Here is a 19,019-nt window from a genome sequence, read left to right on the forward strand (position 1 = left end):
TCGCGACCTACTTCCTGCACGACGTACCGGAAGATGTGCTGCGCGTCGGTCCGCCGCAACCGCGCGAGGAAGCCGAGATTGTTTTCGGCGAATTCTGCCGTTTCGAGCGCTGGCCCGACATTCCCATTCATGTTCTGGCGGGAAGAGACGACCGCTTTTTCCCGATCGAATTTCAACGGCGTGTTGCACGTGAAAGGCTCGGCAAGGCGGTGGAGGAAATTCCCGGCGGCCATCTGCTGGCGCTGTCAAATCCGGAAGTGCTTACTGAGCGCCTTCTCGCCTATGGGAGCGGCCTGACGAGCTACTAGTCCTCAGGTAGTTATCGAGTACCAGCCTGAATTCGGTCTGTTGGCAACCGGGGAGCTGCATTCGGCCGGTCGGCAAGGCCAGGGCGCAGGTCAGCTTGTAATCAGCCCGATCCGATTGAAGGAAAAGCGGGATCGCCCCGATCGATCGGGGACTACCCGGTGGAACCCTGGGGGTTCGCGCCCGTTGCATCTCAAAACAAACCGAGGGAGGACTTGCAATGATGAAGATCGCTCTTTCTGTGGCCGCAGCCGCAGCGATACTGATGACTGCCCCACTCGGCACTCCGACGAAGGCAGAGGGCGTCAAGGTGGCCCAGGGCGTCGATGTTCAGGTCGGCCGGGACCGCGACTACCGCTACGATTACGATAGGGAGCATCGCCGGCGGTATGACTCCGACACCACAGTTGGTGTCGGCCCAGGTGGTGTCACCATCGGCCCACGACGGCACTGTCGCACGGAAACGACCACGGTTGAACGGGACGACGGCCGCATGATCACACGCAGGGAGCGCCGCTGCGACTGAGAACGCGACGCGCTGCGTGAGGCGCGTTACCGCGGAGGCGAGTGGGCAGCATCCGTCTTCGCGACTACGACCTACGCCGGCTCTTACTTGGCCTTTTCGGCGTCCGAGCTATTGGCAGGCTTTCCGGTCAACGGCTCGCCCTTCCGATAGGCCGATTTCTCGTAGCGGTTGCCGTTCTTCGAGATTTTGGTAGTCCACCCGGTGTTCCAGGTGATCACAGCGGCATTGCCCTCTTCCTTCCAGCTGCCGGTCATTCCCCCCCCCCCGCGGGTGGCCTTGGCAGTCCCACCGCCCGACAGGGTGATCTCGAACTGTTGTCCGGCCGTGTCCTTGACTTTCCACACGCCCTCGAAGTCGCTGGCCGCAACGCTGGCCGAGCTCATCGTCCCGATCAGCCACGCCGCCATAACCGTCACAATCGTTGCTTGTTTCATGCCGTCTTTCCTCCAAAGAACAACACCATCATGGAAACTACTTCATTGATCGAAGGGTTCCGGGGACGTGTTCTGCGGCAAGCACGCCTCTTTAAAATCGGACGCCACGATTCCGCTGACCGGCGTTACTAGAGCGGCCTTGTGCTTAGAGATCAGAGACTCACCCATTCGGTCTCGCCGATAAAATTGCTCGCTTGCCGATAACGAAAATCGCTATTGACGCTTGACGACACGTTGCCGCCGCGCTGCATCGACAGACACCGCGATCACAGACGAGCGCTTCCAGTCTGCGTTGATGAGCATTGGCTGCGAGGGTGCTGCGATTAAACCCGCGATCAAGCGAGCGTTCCTGCAGTCATGACCAAAGATGAGGAGTGCTGAAATGGCCGAGAGTCTGTACCCGCCGTCGTCGCGAGAGCTTGCCGAGAAGCGCCGAACTTTCGCTCCCCGAGACCAGGTGTTCAGCCGTCGCGTATTCGCCGACGGCACGCTACCGGCAAAGACCAAGCAGCTGATTGCGGTCGCGGTGGCGCACGTGACACGAGCCCATATTGCATTCGGCTTTACCGGAAGAGGCGGAACCCCTCGGGGCCGCGTACGAGGAAGCCCTGCGTAAGCTCGGACTGATCGACCGGGAGGATCCCATCACCGAAATCTCGTCGCACGGAAGGTCATCGAGGTGGCTCAAACGGGCGTGCGAGATCCGTCGGACATTTGCGCCCAGGCGATTGACGGCCTCAGCATCCAACGCTGAAGCCGTTTGATCGAACGAATGAGCGACGAGCCCTCCAGAGGACAGCGACATCCTGCCAGCCACCATCGGCTGGCGGGTTTGGGAATGAGAGAACTTTTCGGCCGTTTTGCAACTTTTCGTCGATCTTCGCCCGAGTCCGCATAGGGAGGTGGAAGTTTGGCGACCGTCCTTATCGTGGAAGATGAATTTTTGGTCCGGGACGTCGTCCAGTCCGAACTGGAGGACCCCGGCTACGGCGTGGTCGTCGCCGACAATGCGGACATTGCCATTGCGATCCTCGAAGCCCGCACGGATATCAACCTCGTCTTCACAGATATCGACATGCGCGGTTCAATGGACGGCATGACGCTCGCCGCGTGCGTGCGCGACCGATGGCCACCCATTCATATCATCACGATCGGAAAGGCTCGGCCGCGCGAGATTCCAGCGAACGCGCTTTTCATCCCGAAGCCCTACCTCGGCCGGGCCGTTGTCGACGCGATGCGCACGTTTCAAAACATGTAGGCTGTGCAGTGCCGTTTCGGGGTCGGTTCCTGGGTCTCGGTTGGAACAGATGGTGAAGCTCCGGTTTGATCCAGCGGAGGCTTCATGACCCGGATTTGGAACATACCAGTTTTTATCCTCGCCACCATCTACTTTGTCGTAGACGAGGTATTTTCGTACGCCATTCAGCCACTCACGGAGTGGCTCGCGAAGAAGAAGCTGTTCGAACGGGCCCGCCGATGGGTGACCTCGCTAGGGCCGTATCCTTCGCTCGCGCTTTTCGCGATCCCTGTGATTATACTGGAGCCCGCAAAGCCGTTGACTGCATATTTGTTAGGAGCCGGACATTTCTTCGCCGGCGCCGTCGTCTTTATCACTGCGGAAGTTTTGAAGCTCACATTCGTCGAGCGGCTCTTTCATCTCAATCGGGATAAGCTGCTGTCGATCCCAGCGTTCGCGTGGGGATATCGGTACTGGCGGCGCATGATGGATGCGATCGAATCTCTGGAAGTCTGGCAGGCCACACGGAGGCTGTTGGTCAACGCTAAGAATATGGTTCGCACGCGTTGGCTGCAATTCAAAGACGACCATCGGCTTTTCCGACTTCGCTACCGGTCTATAGGACGGTAGACGCGCCGTCGCCCATTGCGTCATGTGGTTGTAAGGGACTTCCTCTTCAGGCTCTTAATGGTGCGAGCTATAGTAAATGACCGGCTTAATCTGGGACGTTGATAAGCTTCGGATTGCAACCGACGCGGCGGGCATCGCCTTGTGGTCTTGGAATGTCGATACCGACCGGCTGGAGCTAGACGAGCGGGCCCATATGCTCTGGGGCGTTCCAAATACTGGAATCATCACGTTCGAGATCCTCTCTTCTCTTATTCACCCCGAAGACCTCGACCGAGTACGAGCCGCTTTTGCAGCTACGCGCGATATGCTCGGCGCTTACGAGACAGACTTTCGCATCTTGCATGAGGGCACCGTTCGTTGGATATCCGCGCGGGGGCGCGGTCACGATCAAGGTATCGTCGGCCGGATCATGTATGGCGTGTTCATCGACGTAACGGATCGAAAGGGCAGAACAGGCGCGCGAAATGCTCGCTAGCGAAATGAATCATCGAGTGAAAAATATTTTTGCGATTACGTCTGCATTGACAACAATATCTGCCCGGTCAACGACGACAAAAGACGAACTCGTCAAAGACCTTCGTCAGCGGATATTCGCACTTTCAAGAGCCCACGATCTGGTTCGCCCCGATCCTAGTCAACAGAAAAAGGCAGCGCAGCTAATATACCGCTTGCGTCCGTGAATATGTGCAAGGGAATTGATGCAAAATGTTGCATGATACAGGAGGACGGTGCTCCAGAGGAAGCCGACCACGAGTCCTGGCCATTCGGCAATGAGGAAGCACAAACCGGCAATCGCGATCGCAGGAACGATCTCAAAGTTGTGCAACCACATCAACTCAGGACAAGATACAAAATCCGAAACCTTTGTCAGATCGGTTGCATCGTTCAAATGAGGCGACGAGCGCTTCGACCAAGCTAACAGCGAACGCGACCCATAACATTAGGAACGCTTCGCGCCGCTCGATGTCAGGCTACGCAATTCCCCTTCGTACGGCGTGGTAGCTGATACATCCGTCTCTTCGGCATGACGCCTGCATGCGTGCTGCAGGTCATTTATTGGCCGGACCCTCGTTGGAGACATCGCGCACGTTTAGTACCAACGTCCACGGCCGTACCAGCCGCCGCCGCCCAGCAGCAGAATGAGAAGAACAATGATGAGAAGCGTGGTGGTATCCATTTGGATCTCCCTCCGAAGGCTGCGCATTACGCCGCAAAAAAATCTAGTTTTGACAACGTTTTGCCGATCGTCCGGTTCCAGGAACCCACGTGGCGAGGCGCCGCAGGCTTGACGTCCGCGCTCATCTACGCGGTCCTTCGCTGAAATGATGTCCACGATATGTCCGATTTACCCTACCCAATAGCGACCGAAGAACGGACATCGCGGGAATCTCGAATGTGCCGCCGGAAACATGCTCATGCACCGCAGCAACTCGTAGCTTTATTCGATCACCTCGTCGGCGCGCGGCTAACAATCAGGTTTGGCCGGGCGGGATCGTCTGGACTGGGAAACACAGGATGCTCCAGCCGCGCTTAGCGCCCGCGACGTAACCGGGCGGTGACCTCGTCGTTGTGGGCCGCGACGGCTGCCAGTACTACAGCCTCGTTGCGCTTCGTGCCCAGTTCCGCTGCGACCCCATCCAATTCTACGGGGGAGATCCGGAGGTCGCGGTGGGCCTCCTCAAGGCCGAGCGGCGTCGTGCCGGGCTTGGTGGCCGTGAACTGGAAGGGCCACCCGAAACGTTGCAGACCCACATCGTCCGCATGAACTTGAGGCTGGGCAGCTCTTGGTGTGCCATTCCCGCAGCTGCGGGTTGGCCGCCGCCCTCAAGGCCCGGCCGTGCCGGCTGCCCGAGGGCGACCTGATGCACGCGCTATTCGGCGCTCCTCACTAGTTTGATGCGCGGTTCTGCTGCTTGCATCAGGCTGCGATAGGCCGCGAGATAGTCAAGCGCCATGCGGCGGGCGGTGAAACGCGCCTCAAACCGTTTTCGGACCGCTGCCCGGTTCAGTAGAGAGAGACGGCCGACTGCCGAGACGGCGCTGGTTTCATCCTCGACGATGAAACCGGTCAAGCCTTCGTCGATGATCTCCGCAACCGAACCGCGGTTGTATGCGATCACCGGGGTACCGCATGCCATCGCTTCAATCATGACAAGACCGAACGGCTCCGGCCAGTCGATGGGAAGGAGCAGCCCGATCGCGCCACTGAGAAAATCTGATTTTTCGTGGTCCCCGATCTCACCGATGTATTCGACGAGCGGATGGTCGATCAGCGGGCGGATGATCTCATCGTAGTATTCCTGATCGGCGCGATCGACTTTGGCTGCGATTTTCAAGGGAATGTCGCATCGGATGGCGATCTTGATGGCGCGATCGACGCCTTTTTCTGGCGCAATGCGACCAAGCACTGCCAGATAACCAGGCGTGATCGGTTTCGGCGTCAGCAGTTTTTCCGGGAGGCCGTGATGAATGGTGCGGATAAAGTTGGCCTGCGGCACCGGCCGCCGCTGCGCGTTCGAAATTGAAATCACCGGGATGGATGAAAATGTCGTGAACACCGGCTGATGCTCGGGCAGGTCGAGTCTGCCGTGAAGGGTGGTGAGAAATGGTGTCGGCTGCCGGGCAAACAACGAGAATGGATAGTAGTCGAGATGAAAATGCAGAAAATCGAACTCCTCATCGTCGCATTTTTGCCGCACACGCTCGAGCATCACCATGTGCAACGCGTTGGGATCGCGAACCGACCCGTCGAGGCGCAGCGCCTTCGGCCACGTCGCGTGGAGTTTTGCCGAGGTGCTGGAATCGCCGCTTGCGAACAACGTGACATCATTCCCAAGTGCGACCAGTTCCTCGGTCAGCCAGTGCACCACCCGCTCAGTGCCGCCGTAAAGCCTGGGCGGAACAGCCTCCGTGAGCGGAGCAACCTGCGCGATGCGCATCTATTTATCTCCCTGTTTTTCGTTAGGAACAGCAGATAGCGATGAGGGCGGTGTAGAACGAGCATGCGCTTCTGAGCTCAAGCGCCGCTGGTCAATATTGGTCAGTTTCTGAAATAAACGGAGCGTGACCTGCTCCATTTGCGTGGTCGAGCGGAAAGACTTTTTTTGTCCTAGCGGTCGAAGATGAGTTTGGCGGTCGGTAGGCGTAACGAGGAAGAGAACGGACCTGCAAGTGCGGCCGCCGCCAATATCAGCGGAAGAATGGAATTTAAGGATTTGAGGCTCTACAATCCGGTCTCCTGTTGAACCGAATACTCATTGGCTCCGCTCAACGATGCCTGGGCGGCACACCAAGGCTCCTGAATTCAAATCCAGGCGATTTTTTGTGTTTCCGTCCGTGGCGTAGACCACCGACAGGCCAAGCGACGCCGTGCAATGATTCGGCGCCGGTTGTTCGAGGCGGTGCACGATGCCGAATTCAGAATATTCGCGAAAGCATGACTTAGAGTGCCTGCGTCTGGCATCTGACTTGACGCAGTTGGCAAACGGTACCGTAAGTCCTGTTCTGCGATTGCAGTTCCTTCGGATGGCCAAAGTCTGGACCAGGCTGGCGGAATTGGACCAAACGCAAACAGCGCGACAAGGCATTGAATAGCGGCCCCGGCAAGTTCGGTCTCGATCTAGCAGGGCATCCCTGTTTCGCAGTTGCCCTCTGCATGACTCTGCCAGGCATGATGGCCGCGGCTGGTCCTCCGCTCACGCCATAACCGTGCTCGAAAATCGAAACTACCGATGCACTTCACTTGGGTTGCATGCGAACCGAATTGCCGGGTTTGGATCGGCGCGGTTCCGCCGTGGGATGCATGAATTGTCGCCGCAGGAATTGCAGATCACTGGTCTCGTCGCCACCGATGCCGTCGTCTACGTGCTTCCGGAGAACGGGTTGACCAAATCGGCGGTGGCTTCACTGACGCTGAAGCCGGCGCAGGATCGCCTTGTCGGCAGTGCAGACGACGAGAAGATCCCGCCCGCGCCAAAATCCACAAAGACGGCCGAAGCCGCCGTACCGACCGGCGAAGTTGTGGCTGTGGCTCCCGCACCAAAGTAGCAGAGCCGTGCGTTCTACCTTTCCCTACGCCCCTCGTTATGGCCGGTTGGTCACCCACTTTGAACACGCGACCGAATCCGCTGGCGTCGAGGTGATACAGGTAGCCCCAGTATTCCTAGTATCCGCCAAAACCGATCTTTCCAAACGATCAGCACCGCAGATGCACAGGTGTGAGTTCTGCAAAATTCTGCTCTTGGATACATTGAGATGTCGAATTTGCAGAGATTTGCAGAAGGCAAGGCTGCCGCCCATCTCTTATGGGAGATCGATGAGGTTGGGATGGCCGGTCGCTTCCAGGTCGCCGATAGCGATGGGCTTGGTGAGGAAGATGCAAGTTGCCTCGATCAGCGAACTCGCTCGCATTTGGGAGTCGCTACCCGCTCGCGAGGTCCTCTTTGCGCTGATCCTCTCGCCAACACAATCTTACAAGATCGTGCGCCAGCGTGGAAAAGCGTAATTTTGGTGCCCAGGGAGGGAATCATACGCAACCACCGACACGACGAGCCGCTGTTTGTCCTTAGTATGGTGGCGTGAGTGCTTGGCCCGTTCCAGGGGTAGAATGGCACGCGCCGTCCCCGGGCAATTTGCGCGCGAGGAAGAAACGCAGCATTTCCCTCGTCGCGTCTGGCCCTCGCGGATCGGTGTAGGAGCCGGCGGGACTGCCGCCCGACCATGCGTGGCCGGCGCCATGAATGTTCCAGTGTTCGGAGATCACCCGGCCGCTCTGGTCGGTAACGATGGTGCGAGTGTAGGCATGCCCGTCGGGCACCCGTCCGCGAAGCACCTTCGTTGCCGGACTCGTCGCTTTGGCGGACTGCTCGAGAATGCGGTCGCCGTTGTCGGGATGCACCGTGGTGTCGCGATCGCCATGGAAAACGATGGTCGGCACAACCGATCCGACCTTCACTAGTGCTTCGGGCCCGCCCCCCTGTCGCATCGCCATGAATGCGGAGGGAAGATTGCCGGCGGCACCGCAGGCCAGGCCGGAATGGATGCCGACGGCTGCGTACAGGTCGCCGTACGTCGCTGCCATGATGGCAGCAGCGGCCCCGCCCGCGGACAGGCCTGCGACGTAGACGCGTTTCGGATCGATCGCATGGTCCCGCATGATCTGGCGGGTGATGCCCGCGATCAGCGAAGGTTCGCCGCTGCCCCGCTGCTGGTCGCCCTTGCGAAACCAGTTCCAGCATTTCGCTTGGTTGGCTCCGCTGGGCTGCTCGGGATAGGCCACGAAACAGTTCTGCTCTTCCGCCAGGAAGTTCATCCTCGTGCCGGCCGCGAAATCGTCGGGCGACTGGGTGCAGCCGTGAAGCATGACAATCAGGGGAAGCGGCTTTCCCTGATTGCGACTTGGGATGAATAGCTTGTAGGTCCGGCTTCCCGCTGCGTTGCTGAAGGTGCCTTCGATGAACCTTGTGCTTTTGGGCGCGATATCCGACGTGGACGGCGGAGCGCGCCTGATCGGACCTGGCAGGCCAAGTCTGGAGAAGTCTTTCATGCTGTCGACCCGCAGGGGGCTTTTGGGCCGCGGAGGAGTGGAGGAAGCTTGCGCGGGCGGCCGGCGCTCCCGCTCCTCGACGACATTGGCCTTCAGGTCGATGGTCGGCGGCTCGAGCCTCGCGGGCGCGGCACTGGCTGTGCTGCCGGACGGTTCTGAGACGCCCTCGCCGCGCAGCATGCGCTGCAGGAGCGCGGTCGCCTCCATCAGTTGGCCGGCACGAGTGAGGCGAGTGGCTTCGCGAACGATGTCGTGATTGATCATTTGATCACCTCGTTCTGTCGGCGAGAGCGGCCTTGACCGCGGGAGTGGCATGGAGGGCCCCCAGCACCGAGATCGAGGCAATGGTGGCGCGGGCCAGATCGGGCGTGACGTCCTGGGCGATCGTCGCGAGTCCCAGAACGTTGATGTGCAGCATCTCGCCGGCGCGGCGCGCCGCTTCGAGACCTTCGCGGCTGAAATGCCGCAGCCCGAGGTCCAGGCTGTTCCGTGCCGTGGACTGCTTGACGACGTCTGCGTGACGTTCGAGCTGGTTGCGGATCGCCGTCCGGATGAAATCGGTCCGGTTCGAATAGAACCCTTCCTGCACCATCAGATCGACCTGACCGAGGTCGACATAGCCAAGGTTGATCGTGATCTTCTCGGTGTCGGGGATCCTTGGGCGCAGCTCGCGTACATTGTTGGCCATAACAACAATCCATTGTTGCCATCCAAAAGGATGGTACGTGGATGTCATATGGATGTTTTGAGGCTGCTTTCAAGGGACGAGAAAGCCAGAAAGACTTGGAGCGGACAGCGCGCGCGAGACGTTTTGCTCGGTATCAGGATACCCAAATGGACAGCGGTAGACCTGTCGCGTTTTTCAAGCGCTAACCCCGGTGATCGCGACCTAGTTATTTCGTTGCGCGGTCCAATATCCCGAGCAGCGCCCACCCGCTGCGTGGCCGCTCCAGGTCCCGCGGCCGGTGTCTTGCGTCAGCCTTCCCGACCCGGATGCGTATTTGTCGTGGACCGTCACCGACGCGCGAACCGCCCCCGATCTTCCGACATGGCCGCTGAACTTCACCAGATTGGGATGCGTCACAACGCCGTCGTTTATGTTCACCGAGAAATTGTAGGTCGGATCGCAGCTTCCGCGTTGTGTAACGAAGGTGAGATTCCAGGGGCCGTCGTAAGAGGTTCTGGCTTCGGCAGCCGTCGCCAGAGTAAGGCAGGCGCAGCCAATGACATTCGCGATCAGTCGCTTGTTCATGATCTTCTCTCCAGAGGAATTGGTTGATGTTCAGTCGGCAGTCGTAGGTGCTTGGGTTGGTCTAGTGCAGCTGTTCGTCGACCATGTTCTTTCACCGCGCGCTTCACGATCCGGTGTGCATTTCGGCGGGCCCTACGCGGCCGTCCAGCCGCCGTCGATAGAAAGGTTGGCACCGGTGATTTGCGCGGCGTCCTGGCTGCACAGGAACAACGCCAGCGACGCCACCTGCTCGACCGTGACGAACTCCTTCGTGGGCTGGGCGGCGAGCAAGACGTCGTTGATCACCTGATCCCTATCCATGTTGCGCGCGTTCATCGTGTTCGGGATCTGCTTCTCCACCAGCGGCGTCCAGACGTAACCGGGGCTTATGCAGTTGCAGGTGATCTTCGACCGGGCGAGCTCCAGCGCCACCGTCTTGGTGAGTCCCACGATGCCGTGCTTGGCCGCGACATAGGCCGACTTGAAGGGGGAAGCGACGAGCGAATGCGCCGAGGCCGTGGTGATGATACGGCCCCAGCCGCGCCTCTTCATGCCAGGAGTAACGGCACGGATCGCGTGGAATGCGGAGGAGAGATTGATTGCGATCACTGCGTCCCACTTTTCGACTGGAAAATCCTCGATCGGCGCGACATGCTGGATGCCGGCATTGTTGACGAGCACGTCCACGCTGCCAAACGTCCTCTCGGCAAACGAGATCATGTTGGCGATATCCGCTGGCTCGGCCATATTCGCGGGCGAATAGATGGCCTTCACCTCGAAATCGTTCTCGATTGCCGTCCGCGTTTTTTCGACATCGGCCGGTGCCCCAATCCCGTTGAGCACGATGTTGGCGCCGGCACCCGCGAATGCCCGCGCATACGCGAGACCGATGCCGCTCGTCGAGCCGGTCACAACTGCGACTTTACCCTTCAGAGTATTCATTTTGCCTTTCCTTGTTGATCTGTGACGGTCTTGCGGCTGGACGCCGGGCTGCTTCCGGGCTCGCGCAGCCGATCGCGGTCATCCATCATGTGACCAGACTTCTCTCGTAGTTCCGGACCGGGCGTCGAACCGGCGGTTGCAGATAGTCGTGAACGACCTTGCCCAGCCCCAGGGTAAGATCTGCGCGGATGTGAATCGCGGACACGATCTCGAGCACCGGCAACTCGGCCACGGGAGCCAGGGCGTGAGGGGTCAGGGCGAGAGCCGCGGGTCCGGTCCACGCCCCTTTCAAGACAAGCTGCTCAAGGTGATATTCGACAAGCTCGCAGATCCGCGGAGTGCCGTCGACGTGCGGAATGATCTTGAGAAGGAAGTTCGGCTCCTCGAGAGCGGCCTTGACTTGCGCCAGGTCGGCTTCGCGGTGCTTGTATCCCATCGTGCCGGTGGCTACCCGCAATGGACCGTAATCCAGAGTGCCGATCAGCGTATCGATCTCGGTCCGCAGCGTCGGTTGGCCGAGCTTTTTCGGGAAGCCCCAGAGTTCCCGGCCGCCCGCGATCGGTCCCTCATCGTTCAGGAACATGCAGTGGGTATAGCCGCCCCTGCGCCCGAGGAACGAAACCGGGATGACCTGCCCGCTCTCGGTGTAGTCGCCAAAACCATTGGAATCCGGCATGCGGATGAATTCGTATTTGACCAGCGCGTCGCGTTCATCAAGTTCGAGCGGAGCCGGAACGACCGATCGCAGTTTCGCCGGATCGGTACGATAGGTGATGATCAGGTATTCGCGGTTGACGAACCGATACGGCCCCGGCGGATAGGCCGGATTGGTGAGCGGCATCGCAAATGCCCGCTTCACGACTTCATTCTCGTGCATTCAATTTCTCCTGTGACTGGAATGACCGGCTTGGCCTATTCGCGACCATCCTGCTCAAGATCGAACGTGGAGACGCCGTCCGCACTGGTCGGGCGCGCCAGAACCTCGGGATGACGAAGGGTGCGTAACGCATCGTGATAACCGGCGCGCCAATGATCCTGCATCGAGAGGCGGGAAAACTCGTAGTCCTTGGAGTGGCCTTCGTAGTCCCGCGCGCGATAAATCAAGTGGACGAGGCTGTGCACGTTGTGAGAGGCAGCCGTCCTGAGCAGCCTGACGTCCTCTTGCTCGCGTAGCTCTTCGGGCAGCCGGCTCAGGAGAGCTGCCAGATCTCGCTGCAACCGGTGCAGGCTCTTGAACTGGTCTGTGCTCGCTCGCGTGCGGCTCGAATATTGAATCTCCTTTTGACGCGTAACGACGTCGCCCATATTGCGCGGAATCTGGCCGCGCGCGCTCCAGAGATCGACCTGAAACACAAGCGTGTCCTGACGGGCTCCACACTCGATCACCCACTGCAACGGAGTGTTGGATACGAGGCCGCCGTCCCAATAGTGTTCGCCATCGATTTCGACGGCCGGAAAGCCCGGCGGCAGCGCCCCACTCGCCAGGATGTGCTCGGGCCGAATCGTATGCGTGGCCGTGTCGAAATAGACCAGATTGCCGGTCCTCACATTGACGGCACCTGCGCTGAACCGCGTCATACCAGCGTTGATGCGATCGAAATCCACGAGCCGCTCCAGAGTCGTCTTCAACGCGCTGGTGTCGTAGATGCTGGTGGCGGCAAGGGTTCCACCCGTTTGCAGCCACGGCGCCAGTGGCCGCGCAGAAAAGAAGCCGTTCGCGCCAAACACCGCCGCAAAGCTCGCATTCACCTGATTGAGAAAATTGCGGGTGTGATCGCTATTCATCAAATCGGTGAACGGCGCGTCCAACGTCACCTGCGTCCAGAACTCGCGAAGCCGGTCAACGCGGGAATTGGGCGGATTGCCCGCGATGATTGCAGCGTTGATCGCTCCAATCGAAATGCCGGCAATCCAATCCGGATGGATGTTGGCTTCGGCCAGGGCCTCGTAGACGCCTCCCTGGTAAGCGCCCAGAGCGCCGCCGCCTTGCAAGAGCAACGCGATGCAATCGAATGGCAGACGCCGGTCAGCGGTCGCGAAGTGTGGTCGAGGCTGAAAGTTCATGGGGTTCTGTGCTCTTGTTTACGATTGCCCAAGCCTGCGTTCTGTTCAGAACGTGTCGCAGCGGGCTTCGCGATCCGATTTAATAAAATATACCGTATAGTTTGATATTTGAGTTGTCAAGCAAGCGCGTTCACAGCTTTGTGCTGCATCTGATTTTGTGCTGCATCTGATTGAGTGACGTTTAACCCGGACGTTGTTGTCGACTACCCGACCAGTTCGACACGCTGACGCAACGCCGAAGTCCGCTTCGACGTCACGCAGCTGCGGTGAGCGAACCGCTCTCTGTCACGAGCAGCAGCGAAGCCAACGAGCTTACGATATCCACTGTGTTCGTCGGGTGACGTCCACCCTGCCCGAATTCGTGTTGGCTAGTTGCAAACCAGAACGCGTCGGTGGCGACTATAGGCGTAGTAGCAGTCGCTATCGGAATAATTGCCATCGTTCGAGCTGCCATAGGCATAACCGGCAGAGGCTCCGGCGACATAGGCTGCACCATAACCGTATCGCCGCCCGCCATAGCCATGGCTGAAGCTTCCGGAACGGCTGTAGCTGACCGATGCAGAGCGAGCCTGGACCGAGCCTGTAACCGCGGGTCCGTCACGACCGCCGGCGCGGACGCCGCCAAGCGCCCCTAGATCGCCGCGAGGACCAGCGCCGGCGCCCAACCGAGGAGGCGGACCGCCAAGGCCGGCATGGGCCGCACCGCCGGGGCCCATGGGAGGTGGACTTGCGAATGCGGGAGGACCGCCGGCCGCGATCGGCGGAGGACCGCCCGGCCCCATTGGAGGCGGACCGGGGAATTGCGCAAACACCGCAGTCGGCGCCAATGAAATCGTTGCGAGCGTTACGCTGACGGACAGCGTCAAGAGTGTCTTCCTGGACATGGTAGTCTCCGTTTCAGATTTGCGTTTCAAGGACCGGCACCGGCGCGGACGGCGCAAGAGTCGGGTTCGACGAATGAGTCTCGTGCGCCGGCTCAACCGTCTCAGACATTGGCCGGCCATCGTCTTGGACAGGGTGGATCCGGAACCACGCCACATAGAGCGCCGGCAGGAACAAGAGCGTCAGCAGCGTGCCGACGATGATGCCGCCCATCATCGCGTAGGCCATCGGGCCCCAGAAAATCTCGCGCGCGATCGGAATCAGCGCGAGACTCGCGGCGGCCGCCGTCAGCAAGATCGGCCGCATGCGATGCTCGGTCGCTTCCACGACGGCATCCCAGGCCGGACGCCCCTCCTTCCTCAGATCCTCGATCTGCACGATCAGGATCACCGAGTTTCGGACCAGGATGCCGATCAGTGCCAGGACGCCGAGGATGGCGACGAACCCAAGCGGCGCGCCGCTCGGCAGCATGGCCATGACGACGCCGATCACGGCAAGCGGTGCGACCGCGAACACCAGGAACAAGCGGTGGAAGCTCTGCAGCTGAATCATCAGGACGGTCGCCATGACGAACAGCATGAGCGGAACGACGGCGACGATCGGCGACTGGCTCTTAGCGCTTTCCTCCACGGAGCCGCCGATCGCCACCGAATAACCCGCCGGCAGTGCTTTGCCGAACTCCGCCACCCTCGGTGCCAACTGATCCATGATTGTCTTCGGCTGGACGTTGGAGACGATGCCAGCCTTCAGCGTGATCGTCGGAATGCGCGCGCGGCGCCAGATTGTCGGCTGCTCGATCTCATAGCGCAGGTTCGCCACGGCCCCGAGCGGCACCGACTGCCCACCCTGCCCGGCCAACTGCAGATCCCGGAGCGTATCGATCGAGCCGCGCTCGACCGCGGTCGCGCGTCCAGTGACATTGACAAGATAGATGCTGTCGCGAACCTGTGTGATCGGCGTGCCCTCGAGCACCGAGCTCACGGCCGTGGCGATGTCTTCTGACGTCACGCCGAGCTGGCGGGCCTTGTCCTGGAGAACGTCGACCTTGACGACCCGCGCAGGCTCCATCCAGTCGAACACGACGTTGCCGAGATCGGGGTTGCTCCGGACGATGCCAGCGAGCTCCTGCGAGAGACCCCTGACCTTCGCGACGTCCGGTCCGCTCACGCGATATTGCACCGGACGCCCCACCGGCGGGCCGACCTCGAGCAACTTGACGTAAGTGTCGGTGCCCGGAAATGTCTTCCTCAGATATTCCTCGAATTGCGCCTTGACGAGGTCGCGCGCTTTTATGCCGCCCTTGGTCACAACCACCTGCTGGCCAAACCATGCATTGGCGGTCTGCACGTCGAACGACAGCACGAAGCGCGGCGCGCCCGTGCCGACATAAGTCGACCAATGCTCCACGGAGCCATTGCCCTGCAGCTGTTCGCGCTCGAAGCGCGCCATCTGCGCATTGGTGTCTGCAATCGAGGCATTCTGCGGCAGATTCCAGTCGATCACCAGTTCGTCACGGTCCGACAAGGGAAAGAACTGCTGCTGCACGAGCGTCATGCCGAACAACGCGACGAAGAAGGCTGCAACCGTCACCCCGACGGTGATCCAGCGATGATGCATGCAGACGAGCAGCAGGCGGGCGAACATCTGCGCCAGCCGGCCCTTCTCCCCGTGGTGCCCCTTCATCTTTGCGGGCAGAATGGTGACACCGAGCAGCGGGGTGAACAGCACCGCGACGATCCACGATACGATCAAGGAGACCGCAATCACCACGAACAGGGTGAAGGTGAACTCGCCAGCATTGCTGCTGTTCAGCCCGATCGGGATGAAGCCCGCGACGGTGACCAGCGTGCCTGTCAGCATGGGAAAGGCGGTCGACGTATAGACGTGAGTGGCCGCCTTTTCCAGGGGATCTCCGACCTCCAGACGGGCCACCATCATTTCGACGGCGATCATGGCGTCATCGACCAGAAGGCCGAGCGCGATGATCAATGCGCCAAGCGAAATTCTCTGCAATGAAATGCCGGCATAGTTCATCACCACGAAGGTAATGGCGAGAACCAGCGGGATCGCAATTGCGACGACGAGCCCGGCGCGCATGCCCAAGCTGAGAAAGCTGATGGCGAGAACGATGACCACGGCCTCAAACAGTGCTTCGGTGAAGCCCGACACGGCATGCTCGACGACAACAGGCTGATCGGCGACCAGGTGAACGCCGACGCCGATCGGCAGGTCTGCAATGACCTTTGACATTTCCTCCTTCAGCGCCTCGCCGAAGTGAAGCAGGTTGGCGCCGGACTTCATGCCGATGGCAAGTCCGATCGCGGGCTGGCCGTTGTACCTGAACAAGGTCTTGGCCGGATCGGCATAACCGCGCGTGACGGTCGCGACGTCAGTCAGCGGAAAGAAGCGGTCGTTGATCCGGAGATTGACCGCGTTCAGGCTTGCCTCTGACGTGAAACGACCGTTCACCCGCACGCTGATCCGCTCGGGCCCATCCTGGAACACCCCGGACGGCGCGACCGCGTTCTGTCCCTGCAGGGAGGCCATGATCGAGCGGACGTCGAGGCCAAGGGCGGCGACCTTCCGGGTGGAGAATTCGAGGTAAATCACCTCGTCCTGCGTTCCCAGAATGTCGACCTTACCCACGTCAGGCACGGTCAACACCTTGGCGCGGACGTCCTCGACCTCGTCGCGCAGCTGACGCTGGGTCAAGCCGTCGCTGGTGAAGGCATAGATGTTGCCGAACACGTCGCCGAAGCGATCGTTGAAGCCCGGCCCGACGACCCCTTGCGGGAATTCGCCCTTGATATCCGCGATCATATTGCGGACGCGGATCCAGGTCGGCTTGACGTCAGCCGCCTTTGTCGTGTCGCGCAGATAGACGAACACAGTGGTCTGGCCCGCGACCGTCACGCTCTTGGTGTAGTCCAGCGACTCCAGCTCCTCGAGCTTCTTTTCGATCCGGTCGGTGACCTGGCGCGTCATCTCTTCGGGCGAGGCGCCCGGCCACTGCGCCTGGATCACCATGGTCTTGATGGTGAAGTCGGGATCTTCCTGACGACCAAGCTGAAGATAGGCAAAGAGGCCTGCCGCCATGAAGGCGATCATGAAATACCAGACGAGCGAACGGTGGCGGAGCGCCCAGTCGGAAAGGTTGAACGACGTCATGGCTTCTGATCCTGTTCGATACGGACGTGTTGTCCTGGCTTGAGGCTGTGGATTCCGGCGGTCACGACGCGCGCGCCGGGATAAAGCCCATCGGCGACGCGGGCACCTGCGGGGTCCCCGGCGAGATCGACCTTGTGCAGAGAGACGGTGCTCGCAGGCTGATCGACGACCCAGACGAAGTTCGCGCCATCCTTGGCGAGCACCGCCGAGGCGGGAACGCGCAATGTCAGACTTTGCGTTTTGTCGAGCGTCGCGGTGACGGTCGTGCCCAAGCGGAAGCTTTCGGGAGGGTTGTTCAGGGCGATGCGGACTCGCCGTAGGCGCGTCACCGGGTCTGCCTGCGGCGCGATCTCGCGAACCTTGCCTTCGACCTGGACGGCGGGGAGCAACTGCAAGCCGACGGTGAACGGCAAGCCAATTTCAAGCGGCACCGGGAAATCCTCCCCGATATCGACCACCGCCTCGCGGATGTCGGGCCTCGCAACCGTCACGACATTTTGGCCAGGAGAGACCACCTGTCCGACTTCTGCGCCCACCGCAGTGACGACGCCGGCGAAATCTGCCTTGAGCTGGGCATAGCCCCGTTGCTCGATGGCCTTCGTCAAGTTCGCCTGTGCGTGCGCGACCGACGCGGCGGCACCGGCTCGCGCCTGCTCGGCATTGTCCAGTGTCTGCTTTGTGGTGGCGTCGGTTGTGATGAGGGTTCGCTGCCGCTCCTCCGTCGCCTTGGCAGTCGCCAGCAGCGCCTCGGCCTTGGTGAGCTCAGCCTTCGTCGAGCGCACCGCAAGCTCCAGAGCCATGGAATCGATGACACCGACCGTTTGTCCTTCGCTGACGACGTCACCAACGGAGACGGGACGCCCGGTCAGACGTCCCAGGACGCGGAACGCGAGATTGGTCTTGTACTGCGGCTCAACAACGCCAACGGCGACGATGCCGTCCGGGCGGCTCGGCTCAAGGACCATCGACAGCACGGGTCGCACCGGCTCGGGCGCTTTCGCATCCTGCTGACATCCAGCCAGCGCGAGCGCTGATACAAACGTGCCGGCTGCAATCGTGATGCACCTCTTCATGACGGGTCTCCCTCAAATGTTACGGCCTGGCCATTGCTCAGCAGCTTGCCGCCATCGATCACGACGCGCTCGCCCGGCTTGAGTCCGGCCTTGATCAGCACTTCACGGGCTTCATAACCGCCGATCGTCACCGGCTTGAGCGCAGCCGTTTTGGTCGCCGGATCGACGGTCCAAACCGCGGGCTTCGATCCCGCGGCCGCCAATGCGCTCCAGGGCAACGCGATCTGCTGCTCGGCTTTCGCTTTGACGGTTCCCGCAACGGCGCTTCCAAGCGTCATCGCTGCCGGCGGATCCTGGATGGCAACCTTGACGCGGATGGTCGCTCTCTTCGCATCAATCGCGGGCGAGACCTCCCTGACATGCCCGCTCACCGCAACACCTGCGTCGGAGACAAGCGCCAGCGATACGCGGCTGTCGTCGAGATCGCCAAACAAGAGAGATTCGTAGATATCGAACACCGCATCCCGTTCACCGTCCTGCGCCACGGAGAAAACGGGCTGCGCGGCCTGTACGACCTGACCGACTTCCAGATTGCGCGCGGTGACCACGCCTGCCGCTTCGGCGCGCAGCGCGGTATAGCCAAGGGCGTCTTTCGACGTTCCCAACTCCGCCTTTGCGGCTTCAAGCGCACCTTCTGCGGTTCGCAACCCTTCCTGCACGTGATCGTAGACCGTCCGCGTGGTGAAGCCGCTTGCGATCAACGTCTTCTGTCGTTCGAAAGTCACCTTGGCCACGCGCAGCTGAGATTCTGCGGCCAGCACCGCCGCGGTCGCGGCATCAACGTCGGCCTGCTGCTCGGCGGGGTCGAGCACAGCCAGGATCTCACCAGCCTCGACGTGGGCGCCGACATCGACATAGCGCGCGAGCACACGTCCGCTGACGCGGAATGACAGGTCAGCGTGGAAACGGGCCTGGATTTCGCCGGTCAGCGTGACGGAGGCTTGCTGGTCGCGCGGCTGCACGATCTCCGTGCGCACGATT

19 protein-coding genes and 1 pseudogene are annotated in these 19,019 nt (G+C 60.7%); 7 read left to right on the forward strand and 13 right to left on the reverse strand.

From position 1 onward, the window contains the following. Positions 1–35: 35 nt before the first annotated feature. Positions 36–308 (forward strand): alpha/beta fold hydrolase, encoded by a 273-nt coding sequence (locus ACE10X_RS40435; RefSeq protein WP_375763710.1) that lies wholly within the window; start codon positions 36–38, stop codon positions 306–308. A 218-nt stretch (positions 309–526) separates the two neighbouring features. Further along, the gene (locus ACE10X_RS40440; protein ID WP_375763711.1) at positions 527–832 is read left to right on the forward strand and encodes a hypothetical protein; all 306 of its coding nucleotides are present in this window, start codon (positions 527–529) and stop codon (positions 830–832) included. 83 nt (positions 833–915) lie between these two features. Here the strand turns inward: ACE10X_RS40440 and ACE10X_RS40445 are convergent, their stop codons facing one another. Then, positions 916–1,266, reverse strand: a complete 351-nt coding sequence (locus ACE10X_RS40445; protein ID WP_375763712.1) for a hypothetical protein — start codon at positions 1,264–1,266, stop codon at positions 916–918. Between the two features lie 910 nt (positions 1,267–2,176). On the opposite strand from ACE10X_RS40445, the gene ACE10X_RS40450 reads away from it, so the two are divergent. The 4 genes from ACE10X_RS40450 (at position 2,177) to ACE10X_RS40465 (ending at position 3,813) form a co-directional block, all read left to right on the forward strand. After that, entirely contained in the window at positions 2,177–2,524 is a 348-nt protein-coding gene (locus ACE10X_RS40450) for a response regulator (protein WP_038387529.1), read from the forward strand. 84 nt (positions 2,525–2,608) lie between these two features. After that, positions 2,609–3,133 carry a hypothetical protein gene (locus ACE10X_RS40455; RefSeq protein WP_375763713.1) on the forward strand — a complete coding sequence of 175 codons (525 nt, stop codon included), beginning with the start codon at positions 2,609–2,611 and terminating at the stop codon, positions 3,131–3,133. A 76-nt stretch (positions 3,134–3,209) separates the two neighbouring features. Then, a complete protein-coding gene (locus tag ACE10X_RS40460) occupies positions 3,210–3,608 on the forward strand; it encodes a PAS domain-containing protein (protein WP_375763714.1) in 399 nt (132 codons plus the stop codon). A gap of 4 nt (positions 3,609–3,612) precedes the next feature. After that, positions 3,613–3,813 (forward strand): HWE histidine kinase domain-containing protein, encoded by a 201-nt coding sequence (locus ACE10X_RS40465; protein ID WP_375764648.1) that lies wholly within the window; start codon positions 3,613–3,615, stop codon positions 3,811–3,813. Here ACE10X_RS40465 and ACE10X_RS40470 read toward each other — a convergent pair. Beyond that, positions 3,789–4,019 (reverse strand): annotated as a pseudogene (locus ACE10X_RS40470) (acyl-CoA desaturase); the annotation flags it as partial. The gene ACE10X_RS40465 and the pseudogene ACE10X_RS40470 sit on opposite strands and share 25 nt — an antisense overlap. 985 nt (positions 4,020–5,004) lie before the next feature. Continuing rightward, positions 5,005–6,072 carry a glycosyltransferase family 4 protein gene (locus ACE10X_RS40475; RefSeq protein WP_038387531.1) on the reverse strand — a complete coding sequence of 356 codons (1,068 nt, stop codon included), beginning with the start codon at positions 6,070–6,072 and terminating at the stop codon, positions 5,005–5,007. An 868-nt stretch (positions 6,073–6,940) separates the two neighbouring features. On the opposite strand from ACE10X_RS40475, the gene ACE10X_RS40480 reads away from it, so the two are divergent. Continuing rightward, positions 6,941–7,180, forward strand: coding sequence for a hypothetical protein (locus ACE10X_RS40480; RefSeq protein WP_157788120.1), 240 nt, complete (start codon positions 6,941–6,943; stop codon positions 7,178–7,180). A gap of 517 nt (positions 7,181–7,697) precedes the next feature. Here the strand turns inward: ACE10X_RS40480 and ACE10X_RS40485 are convergent. The 10 genes from ACE10X_RS40485 to ACE10X_RS40530 all read right to left on the reverse strand — a co-directional run bounded on the left by ACE10X_RS40485 (position 7,698) and on the right by ACE10X_RS40530 (position 19,015). Further along, positions 7,698–8,942 (reverse strand): alpha/beta hydrolase family esterase, encoded by a 1,245-nt coding sequence (locus ACE10X_RS40485; RefSeq protein WP_375763715.1) that lies wholly within the window; start codon positions 8,940–8,942, stop codon positions 7,698–7,700. A gap of 4 nt (positions 8,943–8,946) precedes the next feature. Further along, on the reverse strand, positions 8,947–9,366 hold the full coding sequence (locus ACE10X_RS40490) for a CopG family transcriptional regulator (protein ID WP_375763716.1): 420 nt from the start codon (positions 9,364–9,366) through the stop codon (positions 8,947–8,949). A 201-nt stretch (positions 9,367–9,567) separates the two neighbouring features. After that, complete coding sequence (locus ACE10X_RS40495) at positions 9,568–9,930, reverse strand: hypothetical protein (protein ID WP_038387447.1); 363 nt, start codon at positions 9,928–9,930, stop codon at positions 9,568–9,570. 132 nt (positions 9,931–10,062) lie between these two features. Continuing rightward, on the reverse strand, positions 10,063–10,851 hold the full coding sequence (locus ACE10X_RS40500) for a 3-hydroxybutyrate dehydrogenase (RefSeq protein ID WP_038387448.1): 789 nt from the start codon (positions 10,849–10,851) through the stop codon (positions 10,063–10,065). 85 nt (positions 10,852–10,936) lie between these two features. Further along, the gene (locus ACE10X_RS40505; RefSeq protein WP_375763717.1) at positions 10,937–11,728 is read right to left on the reverse strand and encodes an acetoacetate decarboxylase; all 792 of its coding nucleotides are present in this window, start codon (positions 11,726–11,728) and stop codon (positions 10,937–10,939) included. A gap of 35 nt (positions 11,729–11,763) precedes the next feature. Continuing rightward, entirely contained in the window at positions 11,764–12,915 is a 1,152-nt protein-coding gene (locus ACE10X_RS40510) for a DUF3734 domain-containing protein (protein WP_038387450.1), read from the reverse strand. 368 nt (positions 12,916–13,283) lie between these two features. Then, a complete protein-coding gene (locus ACE10X_RS40515) occupies positions 13,284–13,799 on the reverse strand; it encodes a hypothetical protein (protein WP_080583521.1) in 516 nt (171 codons plus the stop codon). 13 nt (positions 13,800–13,812) lie between these two features. Beyond that, complete coding sequence (locus ACE10X_RS40520) at positions 13,813–16,965, reverse strand: efflux RND transporter permease subunit (RefSeq protein ID WP_375763718.1); 3,153 nt, start codon at positions 16,963–16,965, stop codon at positions 13,813–13,815. Continuing rightward, on the reverse strand, positions 16,962–18,038 hold the full coding sequence (locus tag ACE10X_RS40525; protein ID WP_375763719.1) for an efflux RND transporter periplasmic adaptor subunit: 1,077 nt from the start codon (positions 18,036–18,038) through the stop codon (positions 16,962–16,964). Before ACE10X_RS40525 ends, ACE10X_RS40520 begins: the two co-directional genes overlap by 4 nt. Further along, entirely contained in the window at positions 18,035–19,015 is a 981-nt protein-coding gene (locus ACE10X_RS40530; RefSeq protein ID WP_375763720.1) for an efflux RND transporter periplasmic adaptor subunit, read from the reverse strand. Before ACE10X_RS40530 ends, ACE10X_RS40525 begins: the two co-directional genes overlap by 4 nt. Positions 19,016–19,019: the final 4 nt, after the last annotated feature.

The organism is Bradyrhizobium sp. Pha-3, assembly GCF_042258325.1.
Lineage (GTDB): Bacteria > Pseudomonadota > Alphaproteobacteria > Rhizobiales > Xanthobacteraceae > Bradyrhizobium > Bradyrhizobium elkanii.